This is a genomic window from Methanothrix sp. (assembly GCA_029907715.1).
Classification (GTDB): Archaea; Halobacteriota; Methanosarcinia; order Methanotrichales; family Methanotrichaceae; genus Methanothrix_B.
In genome coordinates this window covers 1-18862 of the sequence record JARYLI010000002.1, presented here as the reverse complement: position 1 = coordinate 18862, position 18862 = coordinate 1, and the positions used below count along the sequence as shown (strand labels likewise).

Sequence of the window (18862 nt, the reverse complement as noted above, 5' to 3'; positions counted from 1 at the left end):
ATCACATAATCCATAAAGCTGATACATGAGCATGGGAATAGTTGGATAAATGCACGTTCATGATCATTACAGCTCGATAGGAAGGGCACCTGAAGGGTATTTTGGCTGAAGGACTGTGCAGGGTGAAGCAGTTGGGCGACGCCGATACAGTGTGGGTAGGTCGACCTGTCGGGCGGTGAAGGTCTGCGTGACTTTTATCTGACTATTTTAAAATTTGGAGTGTCTTATATGCAGAATGTTGACACAACAAAATATATAATTTACGCTGATATCACTGCAGATGGCATAGTGGAGCGGCCCGATGTTGTGGGAGCGATATTCGGCCAGACGGAGGGGCTGCTGGGCAGCGATCTCGATCTCAGGGATCTGCAGAAGACTGGAAGGCTCGGCAGGATAGACGTCCAGATATCCTCAAGTGGCGGGAAGTCGATGGGCACGATCTCCATACCCTCAAGCTTCGATAAGGTCGAGACCGCGATCCTGGCTGCAGCTCTTGAGACCATAGACCGGGTTGGGCCCTGCATGGCAAGGATACAGGTTACAAAGATAGAGGATGTAAGAGCCGCGAAGAGGAAGTACATCATCGACAGGGCGAAGAGGATACTGGTGGAGATGTTCGATGAGAACATCCTTGAGACTGAGCAGATCACTGAGGAGATCAAGCAGTCTGTGAGGGTGGAGGAGATCACCTACATAGGCAAGGACAACCTGCCGGCGGGTCCGAACGTGCTGGACTCAGATGCGATTCTTGTTGTTGAGGGACGGGCTGATGTCCTGAACCTTCTCAAGTACGGCATAAAGAACGCCGTCGCTGTTGGCGGTACGAACATACCTCCCACGATCACAGAGCTCTGCTCGAAGAAGATCGCCACAGCATTCACAGATGGCGACCGCGGCGGGGAGCTCATCGTCAAGGAGCTTCTGCAGGTCGCGGATATAGATTACGTCGCACGTGCGCCGGAGGGCAAGTGCGTGGAGGAGCTGACGCAGAAGGAGATCATTCGCGCACTCCGCCAGAAGATCCCGGTCGAGCAGGTCATGGACATGTACAAGATCAAGCCGGTTGCGAGAAAGAAGCGGGAGATCGTGACCAAGCGTAAGAGCCTGATAAAGGAGAGACCTGTCTCTGTCAGGACTGTCGCCCAGGTGGTCCCAATAGCGCACCGTGCTGAGATAGCTCCACCGCCAGAGATCCAGACCAGAGCGCTTCAGAAGGATGCCCATGAGCACTACGAGGAGCCGGAGATCGAGGCCGAGGAGGCCGGGGAGTGGTTCAAGCATCACGTCGAAGAGCTCGACGGGACGCTCACGGCAAGGCTTTTCGACAGAAACAACAACCCGATAAGGGATGTGGCTGTGCGCGACCTCGCAAAAGAGCTGAAGGAGTCAAACGGCAGCGTCCATGGCGTGATATTCGATGGAGTGGTCACCCAGAGGCTTCTCGATATCGCGGCTGAAAAAGGCCTGGACTATCTGATTGGAGCGAAGATGGGGAGCATAGCGAAGACCCCTGTGGGGGTAAAGGTCATAACAAGTGGTCAGTGATCACACAGGCTTACTCCGGCCTGGAGACCGGAGTTTGCTCCCTGCTGCTCTCTATCCAGGAGATTCTGCCCGGATCTCCTTTTCACCATCTATTGAGCTGCTCCTCTGCCCTCAGATACTGCATACATGCGGGGATGCCCATCGTCCCACTGGCTTTTGCTTCTGTTCACAGGCGCGGGCGCGAATGGCTGAATATGCCGTCTTAGTCCAGATGAATAACCTGACATTGTCATCTCCTACTACTATTTCATGCGTCATCGGTTAAGATCGACATGTGTAGAATTGGACTTAATAGTCTTATCTCGCCTCAGTACTGCTATCAGGACTCAAGTCCACAGGCGGTCGATTTGAATCAAACTCTCCACTATGGGGAGATCTCAATTTGTCAAATTTCATGGTCAATATATTTTCATAAAATCCTTAACCGATGACAAATGACTACTATTTAGAGGACGATGCTGCAGATCTTCGATGATGCGATTCTCTGGCAGAGATTCTGGCTTCGCTCTTATCCATATGTTAACTTGCCCAATAGAAGCACTGGGCTTGCTATACATTCCAGGTAAATGAATAAGTACTTTCAGCAGCCATATTGCACGACCCGCAAGTTGCCAAACACATAAGAGCGAAAATGTCAAAGTTATGTAAGCAGCAACTTATAGATCATGCAACGTGGTCGCTGAAAGCATTCATTGCCACGCCTTCGACTAAGTCAAAACGAACGATAGCATGACTGATGCCTCTTCGTGCAGGTCATCAGATGGATGAGAGCGTTCGATCTCTCGGCCATCCATCTCCTCGAGTTTGTCGCTGAGCACTAGATAGACTTATATCTGCATAGCGTATTTGCCATCAAAACCATAATGGTGATTCGATTGAGCCTCTTAGATCATGTCGACCCGGAGATATCAGTGGTGATACGCAAGGAGCTGGACCGGCAGAGAAACACCCTGGTTCTTGTCGCCGCGGAGAACTTCACCAGCCCTGCGGTGATGGAGGCACAGGGCTGTGTGATGACCAACAAGTACGCTGAGGGCTATCCGGGAAAGAGGTACTACCGCGGCTGCACATTCATGGATGAGGCCGAGAACCTTGCAAGGGATAGATGCAGGGAACTCTTCGGCGCTGAGCACGTTAATGTACAGCCGCACAGCGGCTCTCAGGCGAACATGGCCGCGTACTTCGCCACGCTCAGCCCCGGGGACACCATAATGGGCATGAACCTCGATCATGGTGGTCACCTTTCTCACGGATCCCCTGTCAACTTCTCAGGAAAGCTCTATCGTGTTGTTCCATATGGGGTGAGCAGGAAGACGGAGATGCTGGATTACGGAGAGGTCCTGGAGATCGCCAGGAAATGCAGACCGAGGATGATAGTATGCGGCGCCTCTGCGTATCCGAGGATCATAGATTTTAAAGCGATGCGTGAGATCGCCGACGAGGTCGGAGCTCTCCTGATGGCCGACATCGCACACATCGCAGGTCTGGTTGCTGCGGGTGTCCATCCAAGCCCGATACCGTATGCAGATATCGTGACGACCACAACACACAAGACCCTCCGCGGGCCGAGAGGCGGCGTGATAATGTGCAGGGAAGAGCTCGCCCAGGCGATAGACAGAGCAGTTTTTCCGGGAATACAGGGCGGACCGATGATGCACACGATAGCTGCGAAGGCCGTCGCATTCCGGGAGGCGATGACACCTGAGTTCAGGAGATATCAGGAGCAGATAGTGAGGAACGCAGCAGCTCTCGCCGGCAGGCTCATCGAGAACGGATTTGATCTCGTATCCGGAGGCACAGATAACCACCTAATGCTGGTCAAGCTTCTGAAGGAGAACATAACCGGAAAGGAGGCAGACGAGGCCCTAGAGAGCGCTGGCATCGCTCTGAACAAGAACATGATTCCATTCGATCCGAGAACTCCATTCGTGACAAGCGGGATCAGGATCGGCACGCCAGCTGTCACAACCAGAGGCATGAGGGAGAACGAGATGAGGGAGATAGCGGATCTCATAACAGAGGTCATTCGGGACATAAGGAACCCCGCCACCATAGAGTCGGTCCGCTCCAGGGTCAGGGCCCTGTGCGAGAGGTTCCCGCTGTATCCAGAGCTCTGATGAGGTGATCCTCTCTTGATAATAGATGGAAAGGCGCTGGCGTCAGATATCGAGGCCGGGGTGAGGGAGAGGGTCGGGAGGCTCGGCTTCACTCCGGGCCTGGCCACGATACTCGTCGGGGACAACCCTGCCTCTCAGATGTACCTGAGAATTAAACATGCTGCATGCGAGCGTGTTGGCATACGATCGGAGAACATCGTGCTTCCCGGGGATACGGATGAGGACACCCTCATAAAAACGATCATGGAGCTGAACGGCAGAGAGGATGTGCATGCGATACTCCTACAGCTGCCGCTGCCGGGGCACCTCGATCCGAGGAAGGCGATGATGGCGATAGCTCCTGAGAAGGACGCAGATGGCTTCCATCCGGAGAACATGGGCGCGCTGCTGCTCGGCTCGGAGCGGCTTGTTCCATGCACCCCCAGAGGGATAATATATGCGCTAGAGCGGCTGGAAGTGAAGATCGAGGGTGCAGAGGCTGTCATCGTTGGGCACAGCAACGTTGTGGGAAAGCCGCTTGCAGCCATGCTCCTGAACAGGAACGCTACAGTCCAGGTCTGCCATGTCTACACCAGGGATCTGAAAGAGCACACCAGAGATGCTGAGATACTCGTGGTCGCTGCAGGGGTTCCCAGGCTCATAAAGGCAGATATGGTCAGAGATGGAGCATACGTGTTCGATGTGGGCATAAATAAAGTGAATGGCAAGACGGTAGGAGATGTCGATTTTGATGCCGTCAGGGAGAAGGCAGCTGGGATAACGCCGGTGCCAGGCGGTGTTGGGCCGCTCACCGTCGCAATGCTCATGAGTCAGACCGTGATGGCTGCAGAGCTCTCGCTCAAGAGGCGGAGATCATGAGCCTGATTATCGCGTTCTCCGGCAGGGAGGCGGTGATCGCAGGCGACAAGAGGAGCATAGCATTCGCCGGTGATTGCAGGTCGCTTGAGGAGGAGCTGTACTCTGGCAGGATACGCGATGATGAGGAGCTGCTCAGGAGGGCCGGAGAGCTTTCTGCGACGATATACATATCTGACGGCAGGGAGAAGGTCTGGCGTGAGGGGGATGTGCTTGCTGGAGAGGTGACTGAGGTCTCAGTCTCCAGCAGCAAACGCAGAAGGGTGTATGTCACATCCGGCGCGTATCTCATCGTGGATGTGATCGACGGGAACGCCAGGATCTCCGGGAGGGGTGGTGCCTCGCTCATCGTTCTGGGGAACAGGTACACAAGAGATGCTGCTGGAAGGGCGCTTCAGGGACTGGGGAGGATCAACGCTGATGCGATAGAGAGAGTGATGAAGGAGGTCAGCGCAGGAACCGCGACCATGAGCAGAGAGCACACGCTTTTGAGGGTGACTGCGTCTCATAAAGACCCAGCATCCGTTCTCATGCAGACCTTCTCGAGGGACTGCGAGAAGATGGGCTGGAGGTTATGAGGTCTGCTGTTATACTTGCCGGAGGAGAAGGAAGACGGATGGGCGCAGAGAAGGCGTCCGTCATGCTCTGCAACAGACCCCTTATCGAGCATGTGATCGAGAGAATATCTGATGTGGTCGATGATCTCATTGTTGTCATGAGAGATGAGGCGCAGGCTGCGAGGCTTGAATGTGCGACTTCCGGCTGCAGGGTGGTGATAGATCGCGCACATGGCGTGGGGCCGATCGCAGGCCTCCAGGCCGGAATGGATGCAGCGCGCGGACGCTACGCATTCGCAGCAGGCTGCGACATGCCCTTTTTGAATTCTGATATAATAGATGGTCTCTTCTCACTCGCTGATGGCCACGACGGCGCAGTTCCTGTTCTTAATGACATTCCTGAGAGGCTCCATGCGGTTTACCTCGCGAGACAGCTCGAGGAGGCATGCAGAATCGCGATCGTGAGAGGTGCGCGCAGGGTATCAGCGCCGCTGGCATGGCTTGACATCAGATTTGTGGATGCTGGTATCTTCAGAGGTGTGGATCCTGAGCTCCTGAGCTTCTTCAACGTCAATACTCCCGATGATCTCAGGAGGGCGGAGAGCATCCTGAGAGGGAGGACCGCTGAGAGGCGCATCAGTCTGCTGTGACGAAGACATCGGGAGAATATTCAAATGGTGGTGCGTCTCGTTTTCCGAAGATCGGGGGTTGGTATGAAATTCCCAGCGCTCTTATCATCTGATGACCTGCCAGAAGAGGCATCAGTTATGCTATGCGCTCGTTTCGACTTATCTTCGACTGCGTCGAAGGCCTGACAAGCGAATGAGTGTGTTCAGCAACCTCCCGAATGACCTCCAAGTTGCTGAATACATGAAAGCTATTTCCAGGACCAGAACAGCTTCCATTGGTCATCGGTTAAGGATTTTATGAAAATATAGTGATCATGAAATTTGACAAATTGAGATCTCCCCATAGTGGAGAGTTTGATTCAAATCGACAGCCTGTGGACTTGAGTCCTGATAGCAGTACTGAGGCGAGATAAGACTATTAAGTCCAATTCTACACATGTCGATCTTAACCGATGACGCATGGAACAGCTTCTTTTTCATGCTCGTGTGCTCGAATAAACTGATGTGCTCTCAGAACTCAGCATTCACTGGCACAATGCTGCATGGATGGCATGTGACATCCAAAAAAGTATATGTAGCTCGATCTCCAAAGAGACAATCAGGGAGCCCTGTCCCTCAGGGAGGTTACAGCACATACTACAAAGGCTGATGATGGCTGTGGCTCTGAACTGCCGGGCCAGGGCGGGAAGGAAGGATCTTATCTGTTTGACCTTTCGAATCCTGCTGCTCCCTAAGGGAGGACCTCACATGAGATACGCTCTTCTCCATATGGCCGTCATGGCGGCTCTTATCGTGTCCGCATCTGGACAGATCTCTGGCACAACATCATGCTGGGTGTGCCCTGTATGCGGCAGTGTTTATTCGCTCGAAGTCAGCGTGCCGGCCGGGGCTCAGTACTACCAGACAGCTCTGGGAAGCATAATGAGCCTAGATCCGAATAACCCTGACTGGTACTGTCCTACATGCTATTACACTCTCGGAACGCTCACCTTCGCTGGAAACTTCGTGCTCGTTCCATGCGAGGGTCTCACAGAACAGACTGGATATGTCACCGAGGATACCGGCGAGGAGATGGCTCCTGTTCAGACGCTCGAGACATCCCAGCTGGGCTCGCATGCGCAGAGCGATGCGGCAGGTCTCTACAATCTCAGTGGCAGCGTCCTGATGGTCGTTGCTCCCAGAAACTACCAGGAAATTGAGCTGAACATCCCGAAGGAGGCATTTGAGAGGCGCGGGCTGGATGTGGATGTGGGCTCGAAGGGCATCACCACCGCCACCTCTATGGGCGGTGAGAATGTGTCTGTGGATGTCGACATCAGAAATGTGAATCTATCAAAGTACAGAGCGGTCGTCTTCGTCGGGGGAATCGGCATAGAGGAGCTGAAGCTCCACCAGGACAGCGATTATGTGAACCTGGCCAGGAGCGCATATGACAGAGGGATGATCGTGGCCGCGATCTGCCTGGCTCCGAACATACTTGCGAGCGCAGGATTGCTGACGAACAGAAATGCGACATGTGCGGACAGCACGTATCTGATCCAGAAGAACGTGAACTACACAGACGCGCCTGTTGTCAGAGACGGCGCGATAATAACAGGCAGGGACCCCGGGGCGTCATCGGAGTTCGCAGAGACCATCATATCAGCCCTATCGGAGTTGCAGTACACAACAGGAAGGGTGGAGGAAAGTAGCGGCGCGCTTACGCTTGTGGGTATAGGCGCATCAGCATCTCCAAATTACAGATGCACGGTCTGCGGCTACGAGTACGATCCAGCGGTCGGGGATCCGAGCCAGGGGATCCAGCCAGGGACGCCCTTCGATGAGCTGCCGGCAGACTGGAGGTGCCCGCAGTGTGGCGCTGCGAAGGATAGGTTCGTGCGTGCGTGATGCTCTCAGAGAGGATAAGGCACGGGGGTCTACAGCAGATCTCCACCCTGGCTGTCCCTGCGCCGGAGCAGCTTCAAGATCTCGGAGGCTGCATGCTCTGCAACCTCCGGGATCCCCCTTTCCGCATCTATCACCACGAACCTCTCAGGCTCCCTCGAGGCCATGATATCGAAGTTCCTGCTCACCTCTCTCAGGAGCGTCTCCATCTCGAAGAGCGAGGTCGCGCCGCGCTTCGTGCACCTCTCCAAAGCAACTGACGGATCTATCCGGAAGAGCAGAGTCATATCAGGCATCAGCGACCAGGGCCTGTGAAGATCGTATATCCAATCGATCGGGATCATCTCCCTGAGAAGAGCGCCCTGGTACGCGGCGCGCGAGTCTATGTATCTGTCTGATACCACCACCTTCCCGCTGCTTATGGACGGGAGTATGCATGAGCGGAGGTGGTTCGCATGGTCCGCCATGAATAAAAAGAGCTGCTCGAGCGGCTCCTCTGTTCTCCTGGCCATTTTTCCAACAGGCCCCTCAGTCGGCTCTCTGGTGAAGACGAAATCCGGAAACCTCATCTTTAGCATTCCTGCGATGGTCGTCTTTCCAGCACCATCAATCCCCTCGAGGGTGATCAGAAGACCTCTGTCAGCCCGCATTATCCGCATCCCTGTGGATCTGCTGATAGGTTTTATTTTCGGTGCGATATCATTCGAGGCGCGAAAAGAGGCATCACAGAATCCATGATTCCGCAACGCCTCTTCCGATCCATCATTCGAGCCTGATCACCATCCGGGCTCAAGGTGTACGGGTGTAGCTCATACAGGTCACTGCTCCGGCAGTGCAGATCCAATCATGCCATCATCTGCCTCTGTCCCTATCAGCCCTGTGCACAGACACTGCCCGTTGACCCAGCGGCACATGGGGTTGCGCTCGCACTGCTGCTTCTCCGGATCATCTGGAATCAGTCCTGTGCACAGGCACTGCCCGTTGACCCACTGGCACATCGGGTTCTGCTCGCATCGCTGCTTCTCCGGATCGTCTGGAGGAATCAGGCCGCGACAGTAGCACTTCCCGTTGACCCAGCTGCACTGGGGGTTGCTCTCGCAGACCTCCCGTGGAGAGGGGCCTGGTGACGGCTCCGGCGGGATCCACTGATGGAAAACATCAACAACCACGCGGTTGCTGAACATGCCCCCTGAGTAGAGGAGACATTCATGCCTTCCAGGGATATCTGCATAGTACCAGATGCGGTAGAAGCCAGGGTCCACATATCCAAAATCGTACCTCCACACGAACCCCTGTGGGTATATCTCGTAGATGTAAACAGGCGATGCATCCGGAATGAACATCAGCATCTCTGACCACGTGCCAAGAGGCATTGTGGCATACCACGACCACCCGTTATGCCGTCTGATCCACATCAGGGGCGTGTCCTGTGGAAAGATCGCGCTGAACCTCCCCCAGGGCATGTAGCTGCCGCCGTAGTAGACGTAAGACGATTGGTCCATATCATCGAACGCAAGCAGCTCACCTAAATCAGTCTCTGGCGGGGCCTGGGTTGTGTAAACCGCGCTTTCCACCGCCGAGGATCCAGCCGCCTGGGGAATCGGTACAGATACCTCTTTTGCTCCAGACGATTGCAGAAGAGACTTGAAATCCTGCAGGCTCATATTCACAACGCCTGCGCCGGGGTTGAGGTCGTATCCGCCAAGAGCCAGACCGCTGATCAGGAATACCCCAACCAACACCCACATACATACATGCTTGATCACGGTATCACTCCCATATTCGGTCTCACAGCTACACTCCGCATGGACAATCCGGTCTGCGCCAGAGAGTCATGCCAAAGAGGCGTTCTCTGCAGCGCTTTTGTTGGGCGCATCGTTCCCTGGCGGCAGGGTGTTCCACGTGAGCCAGTACGTGCACACAGTTCTCGCCAGCTCCTGGAACTTGTTGAATCCAAGCGGCTTTATGAGATAGCTGTTAGCATGGTTCATGTACGCGTTTCTGATATCATGCCTGTTCTTTGATGTGGTCAGTATCACCACCGGTATGCTCCTAAGATCCTCAGAACGCTTGATCTCCTTGAGGAGATCCATGCCATCCATTCTCGGAAGCCTGAGATCGAGAAGGATGAGGTCCGGCCTGGGGCTGATGCTGCTGTCCACATATCTGCCACGATGGAGCAGGAAATCGAGCGCCTGCTCTCCATCACTCACCCAGTAGATCCTTCCCATGTTCATTTCTTCAAAGGATCTTATAAAGAGTGACGCATGGTTCTCGTCGTCCTCCACAAGCAATACCGATGACATATCACACCCACTTCAACACTTCTGGTGACTTCCCGCATGCCCTGAACCAGAGCCTGCACCCTTTGCTTCTCTACCATTTCATGATGATGCCTGATACGACTCTGCTCTTCCCGATAGATCCTTCAGTGGCTTTCTCAGGTGCACGACGCGTATGATCTTACACGACAATCTCTTTTATGCAGTCTCGGCTGAGACAGACGTTGCAGCATATTTATTTGATGCTTCCGGAATGTACGGTGCCGCCAGCCGATCTCATGAACTGCTCGAATATCCTGTCTCCCGTCATGCTATCCGGCTCAAACCTCTCCCTCGGATGGGCCATGCATCGTGAGGCCTCTCTGAGACTGTGATAATCACCAGACCCATATGCTGCTATCATCGCAGCGCCCAGCATCTCTCCCTCTGGCACCCTCTGTGAGACAACCGGCAGGCCTGTTACATCTGCCTTCATCTGGTTCCAGAGCTTCGAGACCGACTGTGTTCCTGTCGTTCTTATCTCTTTAATGTATGCGCCCATTTCCTTAAACCTGTCGATCACCAGCCGCATCGCGCATGCGCACCCCTCCATGATCGCTCTGGATACCTCAGGCAGTCCGTGAGTTAAGGAGATGTTGAGCATCGCGCCCATCGCGGAGATGCTGTGGCGTTCGCGGGAGAGATACGGCAGAAAGGTCAGACCGCCTGATCCCGGAGGCGAGGTCCCGGCCTCTGCTGCCAGCTCCCATGGATGCTTTGAGACAAGAGCTGCCATCCACTCCATGCTCAGGCCCGTCGTCGAGAGCGACGCTCCTGTGTGCCAGAGAGCTCCATCCAGCGGGTGAGGAGCTGTGTAGAACCCCTCGATTGGGGCATCCCAGCAGAGCTCGATGCCCTCAGAGGTGCCGGCCTTATCGCACACAATCCCCCTCTCGAAAGATGCGGTCGCTAGAATCGCCTCCACGAAGTCGGGAGCGCCTGCGAACACCGGAATGCCGCCAGGCAGTCCGGAGCTCCGCGAGAGATCCGGTCCTGTACACCCTATCAGCTCTCCCATGATATGTTGCTCCGGGAAGATCCCGGGATCCAGGCCTGCTGCATCGATCTCCTCATCGCTCCAGGGAAGTATCTCACTTGAGGCGATAGATGCTGTTAAGGAGCCGGTGAGCTTCCATGCGATATAGTCCATCGGCTGAAGCACTCTTCTCAACCTTGTGAAGATCTCAGGTTTGTGGTTCCTGAGCCACATCGTCTGCGGGACATACCACGACGGCTGCACAGGTCTTCCAAGAAGCTCTGAGAGCTGAGATGCCTCCCGCTCAGCCCTTCTGTCCAGCCAGAGTATCGAGGGGGCGATCGGCTCCATTGATGCGTCGAGGAATACTGGGGATGGGCCGTGGCCGCCGATCGATATTCCTGATATCCCGGATGGTGGTTTCAGCGCACGTAGCGCCTCACACAGCGCATTCCAGAACACCTCCGGGTTGATCTCCACAAAACTCTCATGGCTCCTGAACTGCCTGTACCGGTTTACAGCGCCCCTCACCAGATCTCCCTCGTGCGTGAACAGCCCTGCCTTGACGGAGGTGGTGCCGATATCGATGCCGAGATACATATTCACACCACAATCTCAACCTGCTTGTAAAGGCATTCTTACGGCCATGCGCCTGTGCGAGCTGAATGAGTGCTTCTGGACCGGCCCTGCATGGGGTTGCTGTGCCGGGATCGATTCACACAAAATCCGCGAGACCGGTCTGCTTCACCTTATCTGATCTGAATAAAGATTCTATCTCCATCCTGATCAGCTCGAGCCGCTGGCGCGTGTAGCTCGACACGCCGTACTCCTCCGCGACCTTCATCGAGACCTCGAGGTACTTTCTGACGCTCCCCTCATGGACCGTGAGCACCAGTTTCCCCCCGCACTTCGGGCAGAGTTCGCTGAGCGGAGGCCTCCTGTACTTCGCGTTGCATTTCACACATCGCACGCTCTGGCGCGAGAACGCCCTCAGGTTCCCCATCAGATCTGGCAGGAAGTGCGAGTTTATCACACGCTCAGCCACATCGGTAGCATCAACCGCCCTTATCAGCCGCGCGAGCTCCAGCTGAGATTTCATCTTGTCGATCATCGTCTCAAGGGTCTTGTAGGAGCTGTTCTTCGGCCCCCCAGCGATATCATCTGTATCATGAGTGAAGCCGAAGCCAGAGTACTGCCCCTCGCCTCCAAGCCGCTTGGAGACAAGATCGACAAGCCCCTCAACGTCCTTTGGGTTCGCGCTTCTCAGGCTCGCCTCGTAGAGCTCGAGGGGATACCTGAAGGAGAGATCGAGATTGTGGGCCTCTTTGTCGACCTCTGCCGGATTGATTCTTGTTGTAAGGACGAGAGGCGCGTCCATCTTCCCGCCCCTCTTCTCCGGCAGGTAGGACCTGGAGAAGTTCAGCAGCGCGTCCATGAGCAGCATCACGCAATCCTCATCGCCATCACAGTTTCTCCTCTTGGCAGCATGGAAATAGGGATGCGCGTATCCAGCGCTCGCCCTCGTGAAACCGATCAGCCTGCAGAGAACTCCTGCGGATGTGTGCGGGGCAAGACCGATCATGAGTCGCCCTATCAGGTCCTCCGGTTTCTCAGCTCTGTAGTACGGCTCCAGTCCGTAGAAGCGGACGAGAAGATCGTCCACGAACCTCGAGACCCTGAGAAGCCAGTCGCCGGCATCCCTGCAGAGCACAACATCCTGGACCTTGAGCTCCAGGATTTGATCTTCCCTCTCAAGTGGTATTCCGTGGATGTCATGCGTGTACCCGAGATCGAGAAGGACACCCACACTGGTGCCGATCTCCCTGGGGCGGAAGTGGGTGAGAGGAAGGTCTGTGAGATCGTACCTTGAGGTTCCATCCTTGAATATGAACACGCCATGCTTTGCTCTCAGCACACCCTTCTCGAGCGGCTCCGGCGTGGAGTCCCTGGACGTGAGCCCCATGACGCCCCTGATGTTATCAGCACGCTCCCCGAGGGACTCCAGGGCTCTTGAGAGGGCTCCCTTCACGTCTATCCTCATCCGTGTGGCTGCGCTCGTCTCCGTGCCGCACCTCGGGCATTTCTCCTCAGCGCGCACCCCGCAGGATGGACACGCACGCACACGCTCCGTATGAGCTCCACACTCACATCTGAACGCGAAACCCTCCTTCCCGCAGGATGGACATCTTCTTCTTTCCACAACCGCCTCTATGAATCCATGCTCTGCAGCCTCGTTCACAAGACGGCTCTTCCCCCCTTCAGAGCCTGTCGGAAAGAGCACATGCGGTGGAGGTCGCATCTCCCTCCTGTCTGATTTCTCCGGTCTACCCATCCTGCATCCGATCCTGGTGGGCGCCCTCGCTCTGATCACAAGACCGGAGAGCTGATTGACAGCGCTCAGCGCATCACCTGCATTCAGATCCTCTCTCCTCCAGCGCCTGCCGCTCTCGTCCACGCCCAGACAGAGCAGAAGTGGGCGCGCATCCTCCACCATTATCCTCCCATCCCTGATTTTATGCTGGACGAGGAGCTTCTCCAGGATCTCCTTTGTATCCTCGCGCAGATCCATGAGGAGGATATCCCCATCGATTGTCCCCTCTGATGCTGCATCCGCAAGCAGATCCAGCTCATCCAGGGTTATATCATGCCAGAGGTATGTGTGATCGGGATGGAGCGGCACGCCGAGATCTCTGGAGAGCTGTATCGCTGTTCTTCCATCAGTGTGCTCCATGCCCTCAGGATCACCGCCCGCCCTTCTGAACTCCTCCGCCCACCACTCGAATGTGTAGGATGCGGGCGCAAGCGGCCTGTTGTTCTCCATGAAGTCCCCAAAGCTGATCAGGATCTCACCCAGGTCTATGATCCTGGAGATGTTTCTCTTTAGTGCTTCAGGGCTCGATATCCAGGGAAACGCTGACGTGTCGTCTATGCGCACGACATCGCCGTTAACCAGCCTGACAGTGGGACCTTCTATGCTGCTAACCGGGGCTACGGCAGCAGCCTTGCCGGGCTGCTCGACCTTGATCTGGGTTCCGGGCGCGAGGAAGTGATTCAGCACCATCATTGTGGCCGGATTTATGCCAGCAGCTGCAAGACCTGTGTTTCTGGATCTCCCGTAGCGCAGCCTGAAGCCACCTGGCCTGGATGGGTGGGAGAACACAGGCCTGCCCGCTATCAGATCTCTCAGAAACTTCTCGCTGGATCCCCCGCCATCCTTCTTCTCACCGCCGAGCGCATCGAGCCATCCCCATCCATCAATCCCGAGCTTTGAGACATGCTTCTTGATCTTCGGGCGCTTCAGAGCGATGCCCTCTGCGGAGACCAGGGCGATGCCGCCCCGAACCCTGTTCGTCTCAACCCTAGGGAGGTCCCGGTAGCCGGAGACCTCCTCCTCCTCGGTGGGCTCGCCATCTATGCACACGGGACAGTTTCTGATTATCATCCTGATCTCATCATCGGATGGCGTGTACTGGAGGTGCTGAAGCCGCTTGTAAAGTCCGATCTCCTCGACGTACCTCTCTATCTCCTCCTCTGTGGGTCTGTACGGGGCGATGCCCATGCTCCTCCTGACGTAATCCGCGACAAGCACAGATAGCGCCTGGGCGGTTCCGCCCGCTGAGCGTATCGGGCCTGCGTAGTACACCTTCAGGTACTCGCTGCCATCATCATTTTTCCCCAGCCCGACCCTGGCTATGCCCTCAATCGGCGCCGCAACCACCCCCTCAGTGAGAAGCGCCACGGAGGTCCTTATTGCCATATCTATCGCATCGAGCCTGCTCGTGCCTTTCCCCCCCAGACGCCCCTCAGCGAAGTCCCTGCCAATGGCGAGCGCCGCCTCCTCTCTGCTGAGCCCCTGCGCCTCAAGCTCTCTTATCCTGGTTGCGACTCCTGGTATGCCGACGAGCTTCTCGACCCGTTCAGCCAGGTCAACAGCTATGGGTATCTCGACATCAAGCTCCGGATCGAGGCCCTTCGATCTCGCCCTCCGGGCGATCTCCATCTCCTCTCTCAGGGCCTTCTCAAGATACTCGAAGTACTCAGCGCTCAACTCCTCCTCCAGAGAAACAGACCTGTCACGGGATCGTGTTCCCTGACAGGGGGCTCTCCATCAAGACCTGTGATGTGAAGCTCAGCAGCAAAGACCCTGCCGCCGAGCAGATGCCCTCCAATCATATTGTAGTTCTCATCTGCGAGGGCGATGTGTGCATGGACGAATCTCTGCCCGTCCCTTAAAGAGATGTTACCGGTGCAGGATGCGATCTCGAATGCCCCCTCAAAGCTGCGCTGCCTGTACGCCTTTTCCTTCTGATCGTAGTAGGCGAGATCAACTGACGATAACGCTCCTATGACGCTGAAAAATCCCGCATTTATGAATAGAGCCGCAGCCATCTCTCCTATCGCCTCCATTATATCAGAGCCGTGCTGCAGCCCAACCATCACCATCTTCGGCATGTACCTCCACCTCCTGTGGATCTTCACAGAACCTGCCAGGGCGCAGGGCATCGGAAACTCCGGTCTTCAGGCAGGAGCTGCTGACCGCCACAACAGCGCTCGAGAGTTCAGGCCAGTTGAGGCGTCTCGAGCGTGTTTGAATTCATGCGGGCTTTAAGTTTCCGCTTTTATCCGTCGAATGACTTGCCCGAAGATAGCAGTCATGCTGTGCACTTGTTTCGACTTATCTTCGACGTGGCCGAAGGCCTAGCGATGGAACGAGTGTTCGGCAAACGCTGCTGAATATAAGAGCGTAAGTTTCGTCCTCTCCCCCAAAGCCACCCTTACTGGAGCCTGATGCTGCCTGCCCTCAGGCCGCTCTCGACTATCCTGCCGATGACCTTCGAGCCAGGTCCCATTATCCTGCACGCGTCATCTGCCTGCTCCTCAGGGAGCACCACGACAAAACCCATGCCCATGTTGAACGTCCTGTACATCTCAGCATCATCCACTCCCCCCAGCTCCTGGAGGAACCGGAATACGGGCTGCGGCTCGATGGGGTCTGTTATCTCGAAGCCGAGATCTGTTATGCGGTGAAGCTTGAGGAGTCCGCTGCCTGTTATGTGTGCAAGGCCATGAACATCGCATCTCTGGAGGAGCTCCAGGACCTCTATGTATATCCTGGTGGGTGTCAGCAGGATCTCGCCTATGCTTCTGGAATCGCCCGGCATTTTATCGAAGTATGTGTAACCGGAGCTCTCGATTATCCTCCTTGCGAGGGTGTAACCGTTGCTGTGCAGACCCGTGCTTGGCACCCCCACCACAGCATCTCCGGTGCGGATCTTCTCGCCAGTGATCACTTTATCCTTCTTCACATAGCCTATTGCTGTGCCGGCCAGATCCAGGCCCCTGATCATCTCAGGCAGCGATGCAGTCTCCCCGCCGACTATGCTGATGTTGGAGATCTCAGCGCCCCTCTCGAGCCCCACAGCTATCTGCTCTGAGACCTCAGGATCGACCCTCTCCACAGCGAGGTAATCAACAAAAGCCAGCGGCTCAGCGCCTATAGCGAGGAGGTCGTTCACGTTCATAGCGATACAGTCTATCCCGATGGTGTCCCACTTGCGCATCGCATTTGCGATCAGTATCTTGCTCCCAACGCCATCGGTCGTCATCGCTATCGCGAACTCGCCCATGTCGATCAGGCCAGCATAATGTCCTATACCGGTAAGAGGTGCGCCTAAACCCTTTCTGGAGAATGTGAGCCTCCGCTTCATCGCATCGATGGACCTGTTCTCCAGCTCGATATCAACGCCGGCCTCGGAGTAGGTCATCCCCTTCATGCGTGCTCACCATTGAGTTTGAACTCCCTGTGTATCTCCTGCACAGCACGTTTTCCATCCTTCGATGCGACTACGAATGATATGTTGTGCTCGCTCGAGCCCTGACTGATCATCCTCACGTTTATCCCTGCTCTCCCCATGGCGCTGAAGAGGCGGCCGGCTACACCAGGGGTGCCTGCCATGCCAGATCCGACAACTGCGACTACGCAGACGTCCTTGTTGTGGGTGATATCCTTCACGATCTCCCTGGGGAGATCACGCCTCAGGGCCTCCTCTGCCCTGTCGAGGTCCTTCTCCTCCACTACCATCGATATATTCGCCTCTGACGAGCCCTGGCTGATCATGATTATGTTCACACCAGAGTTTGCGAGGGCTGAGAATACCTTGGCCGCGACTCCAGGGGTGCCGATCATCTCCGCACCTGAGACGTTGAGCAGTGCGACATTTGTGGAGAGGCTCACAGCCTTTATGACCCCGTCCTTCAGCTCCTCCTCCTGTACTATGCGTGTGCCCGGGCTGTCGGGATCGAATGTGCATTTCACTCTTACAGGTATGCCCTTCTTTATTGCCGGCTCGATAGCCCTTGGGTGAAGCACCTTCGCTCCGAAGAAGGAGAGCTCCATAGCCTCTATGTAGGATATAGTGGGTATGGTCTTGGCAGACGGGTCTATCTTGGGGTCTGCTGTCAGGACTCCAGAGGTCTCCTTCCAGAACCAGATCTCATCCGCGTCTATCGCAGCGCCGATTATCGATGCTGTGAAGTCTGACCCGCCGCGCCCGAGTGTTGTTGTTATGCCGTTCTCATCCTTTGCTATGAATCCTGTGACAACAGGTATTCCCTTTATGGGCAGCAGCCTCTTCCCTATGAGCGCGTAGCTCTTCTCGAGAGGCTTCGCATTTCCGTAATCGCTGTTTGTGATTATCCCCGCGTCTCCGCCTGTATAGTACTTCGACTCAATTCCCAGATCCCTGAAGACGCCTGAGAGTATCGGGGCTGAGAGCTGCTCGCCAAAGCTTGATATGTAGTCTATGGATCTCGGCGTGAGCTCTCCGAGATAGCATATCCCAACGTAGGCCTTCTCAAGCATGTCGATCTTCTTGCATATGTCTGATCTGATCTCCTCGCGGATCGCATCATCTGATATCGCATCTTTGATTGCCTGCTCGTGTCTCTCAGCAAGCCTCTTTATGAAATCCTCGACGTCGGAGACCCTGCCATATTTCGCAGAGGATCTCGCACATTCCAGCAGATCATCGGTGACCCCCTGGAGGGCAGAGGTCACCACCACGATTTCATTCCCTGAGCTGAATCCCCTCACAAGCTCCCCAACGTTTCTGAGCCGCCTGCCATCAGCTACAGAAACCCCGCCGAATTTCATTACCAAGCGTGCCATCTGGAACCCTGCCCCATACCAGCCATACAACGATATAAGCTTTAGGATATGACAGGGGGACCTGTCCGAATAACATTATTAACTTCTCGCGGCGTTGTAGTAGAACATAAACATTTTAAAGAAGTTGTTCCAGCATTCTATAGCTCTTGTCCATCGCAGGCTTCCAGGTTTCTTATCCTTGCATTTGAAGTTCACGGTTATGGAGCAGAAGAATATTTTTGCTCTCGCTCTTATCAATCTGATAACTTGCCCGAAGAGGCACCAGTCGCGCTGTGCGCTCGTGACGAGCGAATGAGTGCATTCAGCAACCAGTATGCATATCCTTCAAGTTGCTGAATACATAAGAGCGTTTGCTCTTTGCTTGAAGGAGGGAATACAGACTCCACGAGGCTTCGATCACTCTCGACTGTCGTCGAGAGGCCTCAACAAAGTTGAAGCCCCAAAAGATTCGTATCCGACTTTTATGCCAGGCCGGCAGAGTGCGTCTCTGTACGATGGTCCTTTGTCCAGAAAGATCTCCTCCGGCTTACACATGCTCAGGACTCTTTTCAAGAATGCATGAGATGTCGTGCTGTTTCTTGCTGAGGGCAGCGTGCCGAAATTGCTGTAAAAGTATGGTAGAGAATCCTGACGATCGGAGTTTGCTGTTGGAGTGCTCCGTAACATTAATTTTTAACCGTATTGTAGTGTCGTTTGAGTTTTGCTCTGGCGTTATCTTTGCTGAACTTCCACTGTACAGTTGCGCGGATTGCATTTCGTTCCTGTTGCCAGATATTGATTTCGTCTCTCAGTTTGTTGATGTCAGGTATT

Annotated in this window: 15 protein-coding genes; 6 read left to right on the top strand and 9 right to left on the bottom strand. The window is 55.1% G+C overall.

The window, feature by feature from the left end; all coding sequences use genetic code 11:
• Nucleotides 1-228 precede the first annotated feature (228 nt).
• The 6 genes from dnaG (at nt 229) to QHG98_01670 (ending at nt 7590) form a co-directional block, all read left to right on the top strand.
• Nucleotides 229-1545, top strand: a complete 1317-nt coding sequence (gene dnaG / locus QHG98_01695; GenBank protein MDH7596446.1) for a DNA primase DnaG — start codon at nt 229-231, stop codon at nt 1543-1545.
• A gap of 866 nt (nt 1546-2411) precedes the next feature.
• Nucleotides 2412-3662, top strand: coding sequence for a serine hydroxymethyltransferase (glyA, locus tag QHG98_01690; GenBank protein ID MDH7596445.1), 1251 nt, complete (start codon nt 2412-2414; stop codon nt 3660-3662).
• 15 nt (nt 3663-3677) lie between these two features.
• On the top strand, nt 3678-4520 hold the full coding sequence (locus tag QHG98_01685; protein ID MDH7596444.1) for a tetrahydrofolate dehydrogenase/cyclohydrolase catalytic domain-containing protein: 843 nt from the start codon (nt 3678-3680) through the stop codon (nt 4518-4520).
• The gene (locus QHG98_01680) at nt 4517-5095 is read left to right on the top strand and encodes a DUF2121 domain-containing protein (protein ID MDH7596443.1); all 579 of its coding nucleotides are present in this window, start codon (nt 4517-4519) and stop codon (nt 5093-5095) included. Before QHG98_01685 ends, QHG98_01680 begins: the two co-directional genes overlap by 4 nt.
• Nucleotides 5092-5724, top strand: a complete 633-nt coding sequence (locus QHG98_01675; GenBank protein MDH7596442.1) for a molybdenum cofactor guanylyltransferase — start codon at nt 5092-5094, stop codon at nt 5722-5724. The genes QHG98_01680 and QHG98_01675 overlap by 4 nt, the downstream gene beginning before the upstream one ends.
• 726 nt (nt 5725-6450) lie before the next feature.
• Nucleotides 6451-7590 carry a DJ-1/PfpI family protein gene (locus tag QHG98_01670; GenBank protein MDH7596441.1) on the top strand — a complete coding sequence of 380 codons (1140 nt, stop codon included), beginning with the start codon at nt 6451-6453 and terminating at the stop codon, nt 7588-7590.
• Nucleotides 7591-7619: 29 nt separating this feature from the next.
• On the opposite strand, the gene tmk is transcribed toward QHG98_01670, so the two are convergent.
• The 9 genes from tmk to QHG98_01625 form a co-directional block, all read right to left on the bottom strand.
• The gene (gene tmk / locus QHG98_01665; protein MDH7596440.1) at nt 7620-8246 is read right to left on the bottom strand and encodes a dTMP kinase; all 627 of its coding nucleotides are present in this window, start codon (nt 8244-8246) and stop codon (nt 7620-7622) included.
• A gap of 159 nt (nt 8247-8405) precedes the next feature.
• Nucleotides 8406-9335: a hypothetical protein gene (locus tag QHG98_01660; protein MDH7596439.1), complete on the bottom strand. Its 930-nt coding sequence runs from the start codon at nt 9333-9335 to the stop codon at nt 8406-8408.
• A gap of 84 nt (nt 9336-9419) precedes the next feature.
• Nucleotides 9420-9893, bottom strand: coding sequence for a response regulator (locus tag QHG98_01655; GenBank protein MDH7596438.1), 474 nt, complete (start codon nt 9891-9893; stop codon nt 9420-9422).
• A gap of 211 nt (nt 9894-10104) precedes the next feature.
• Nucleotides 10105-11484, bottom strand: a complete 1380-nt coding sequence (locus tag QHG98_01650) for an FGGY family carbohydrate kinase (GenBank protein MDH7596437.1) — start codon at nt 11482-11484, stop codon at nt 10105-10107.
• Nucleotides 11485-11599: 115 nt separating this feature from the next.
• A complete protein-coding gene (locus tag QHG98_01645) occupies nt 11600-14932 on the bottom strand; it encodes a DNA polymerase II large subunit (protein ID MDH7596436.1) in 3333 nt (1110 codons plus the stop codon).
• Nucleotides 14929-15387, bottom strand: coding sequence for a DUF296 domain-containing protein (locus tag QHG98_01640; protein MDH7596435.1), 459 nt, complete (start codon nt 15385-15387; stop codon nt 14929-14931). The genes QHG98_01645 and QHG98_01640 overlap by 4 nt, the downstream gene beginning before the upstream one ends.
• Nucleotides 15388-15659: 272 nt before the next feature.
• On the bottom strand, nt 15660-16658 hold the full coding sequence (gene purM / locus QHG98_01635) for a phosphoribosylformylglycinamidine cyclo-ligase (protein ID MDH7596434.1): 999 nt from the start codon (nt 16656-16658) through the stop codon (nt 15660-15662).
• Entirely contained in the window at nt 16655-18052 is a 1398-nt protein-coding gene (locus QHG98_01630; GenBank protein ID MDH7596433.1) for an aspartate kinase, read from the bottom strand. The genes purM and QHG98_01630 overlap by 4 nt, the downstream gene beginning before the upstream one ends.
• A gap of 665 nt (nt 18053-18717) precedes the next feature.
• A partial coding sequence (locus tag QHG98_01625; GenBank protein MDH7596432.1) for an IS630 family transposase occupies nt 18718-18862 on the bottom strand: 145 nt, incomplete at its 5' end.

Excerpts from the sequence above, each read along its gene's own strand:
- dnaG (MDH7596446.1), top strand. The coding sequence starts at position 229 with ATGCAGAATGTTGACACAACAAAATATATAATTTACGCTGATATCACT.
- QHG98_01680 (MDH7596443.1), top strand. The coding sequence starts at position 4,517 with ATGAGCCTGATTATCGCGTTCTCCGGCAGGGAGGCGGTGATCGCAGGC.
- QHG98_01675 (MDH7596442.1), top strand. The coding sequence starts at position 5,092 with ATGAGGTCTGCTGTTATACTTGCCGGAGGAGAAGGAAGACGGATGGGC.
- QHG98_01670 (MDH7596441.1), top strand. The coding sequence starts at position 6,451 with ATGAGATACGCTCTTCTCCATATGGCCGTCATGGCGGCTCTTATCGTG.
- tmk (MDH7596440.1), bottom strand. The coding sequence starts at position 8,246 with ATGCGGATAATGCGGGCTGACAGAGGTCTTCTGATCACCCTCGAGGGG.
- QHG98_01660 (MDH7596439.1), bottom strand. The coding sequence starts at position 9,335 with ATGTGGGTGTTGGTTGGGGTATTCCTGATCAGCGGTCTGGCTCTTGGC.
- QHG98_01655 (MDH7596438.1), bottom strand. The coding sequence starts at position 9,893 with ATGTCATCGGTATTGCTTGTGGAGGACGACGAGAACCATGCGTCACTC.
- QHG98_01650 (MDH7596437.1), bottom strand. The coding sequence starts at position 11,484 with ATGTATCTCGGCATCGATATCGGCACCACCTCCGTCAAGGCAGGGCTG.
- QHG98_01640 (MDH7596435.1), bottom strand. The coding sequence starts at position 15,387 with ATGCCCTGCGCCCTGGCAGGTTCTGTGAAGATCCACAGGAGGTGGAGG.
- purM (MDH7596434.1), bottom strand. The coding sequence starts at position 16,658 with ATGAAGGGGATGACCTACTCCGAGGCCGGCGTTGATATCGAGCTGGAG.
- QHG98_01630 (MDH7596433.1), bottom strand. The coding sequence starts at position 18,052 with ATGGCACGCTTGGTAATGAAATTCGGCGGGGTTTCTGTAGCTGATGGC.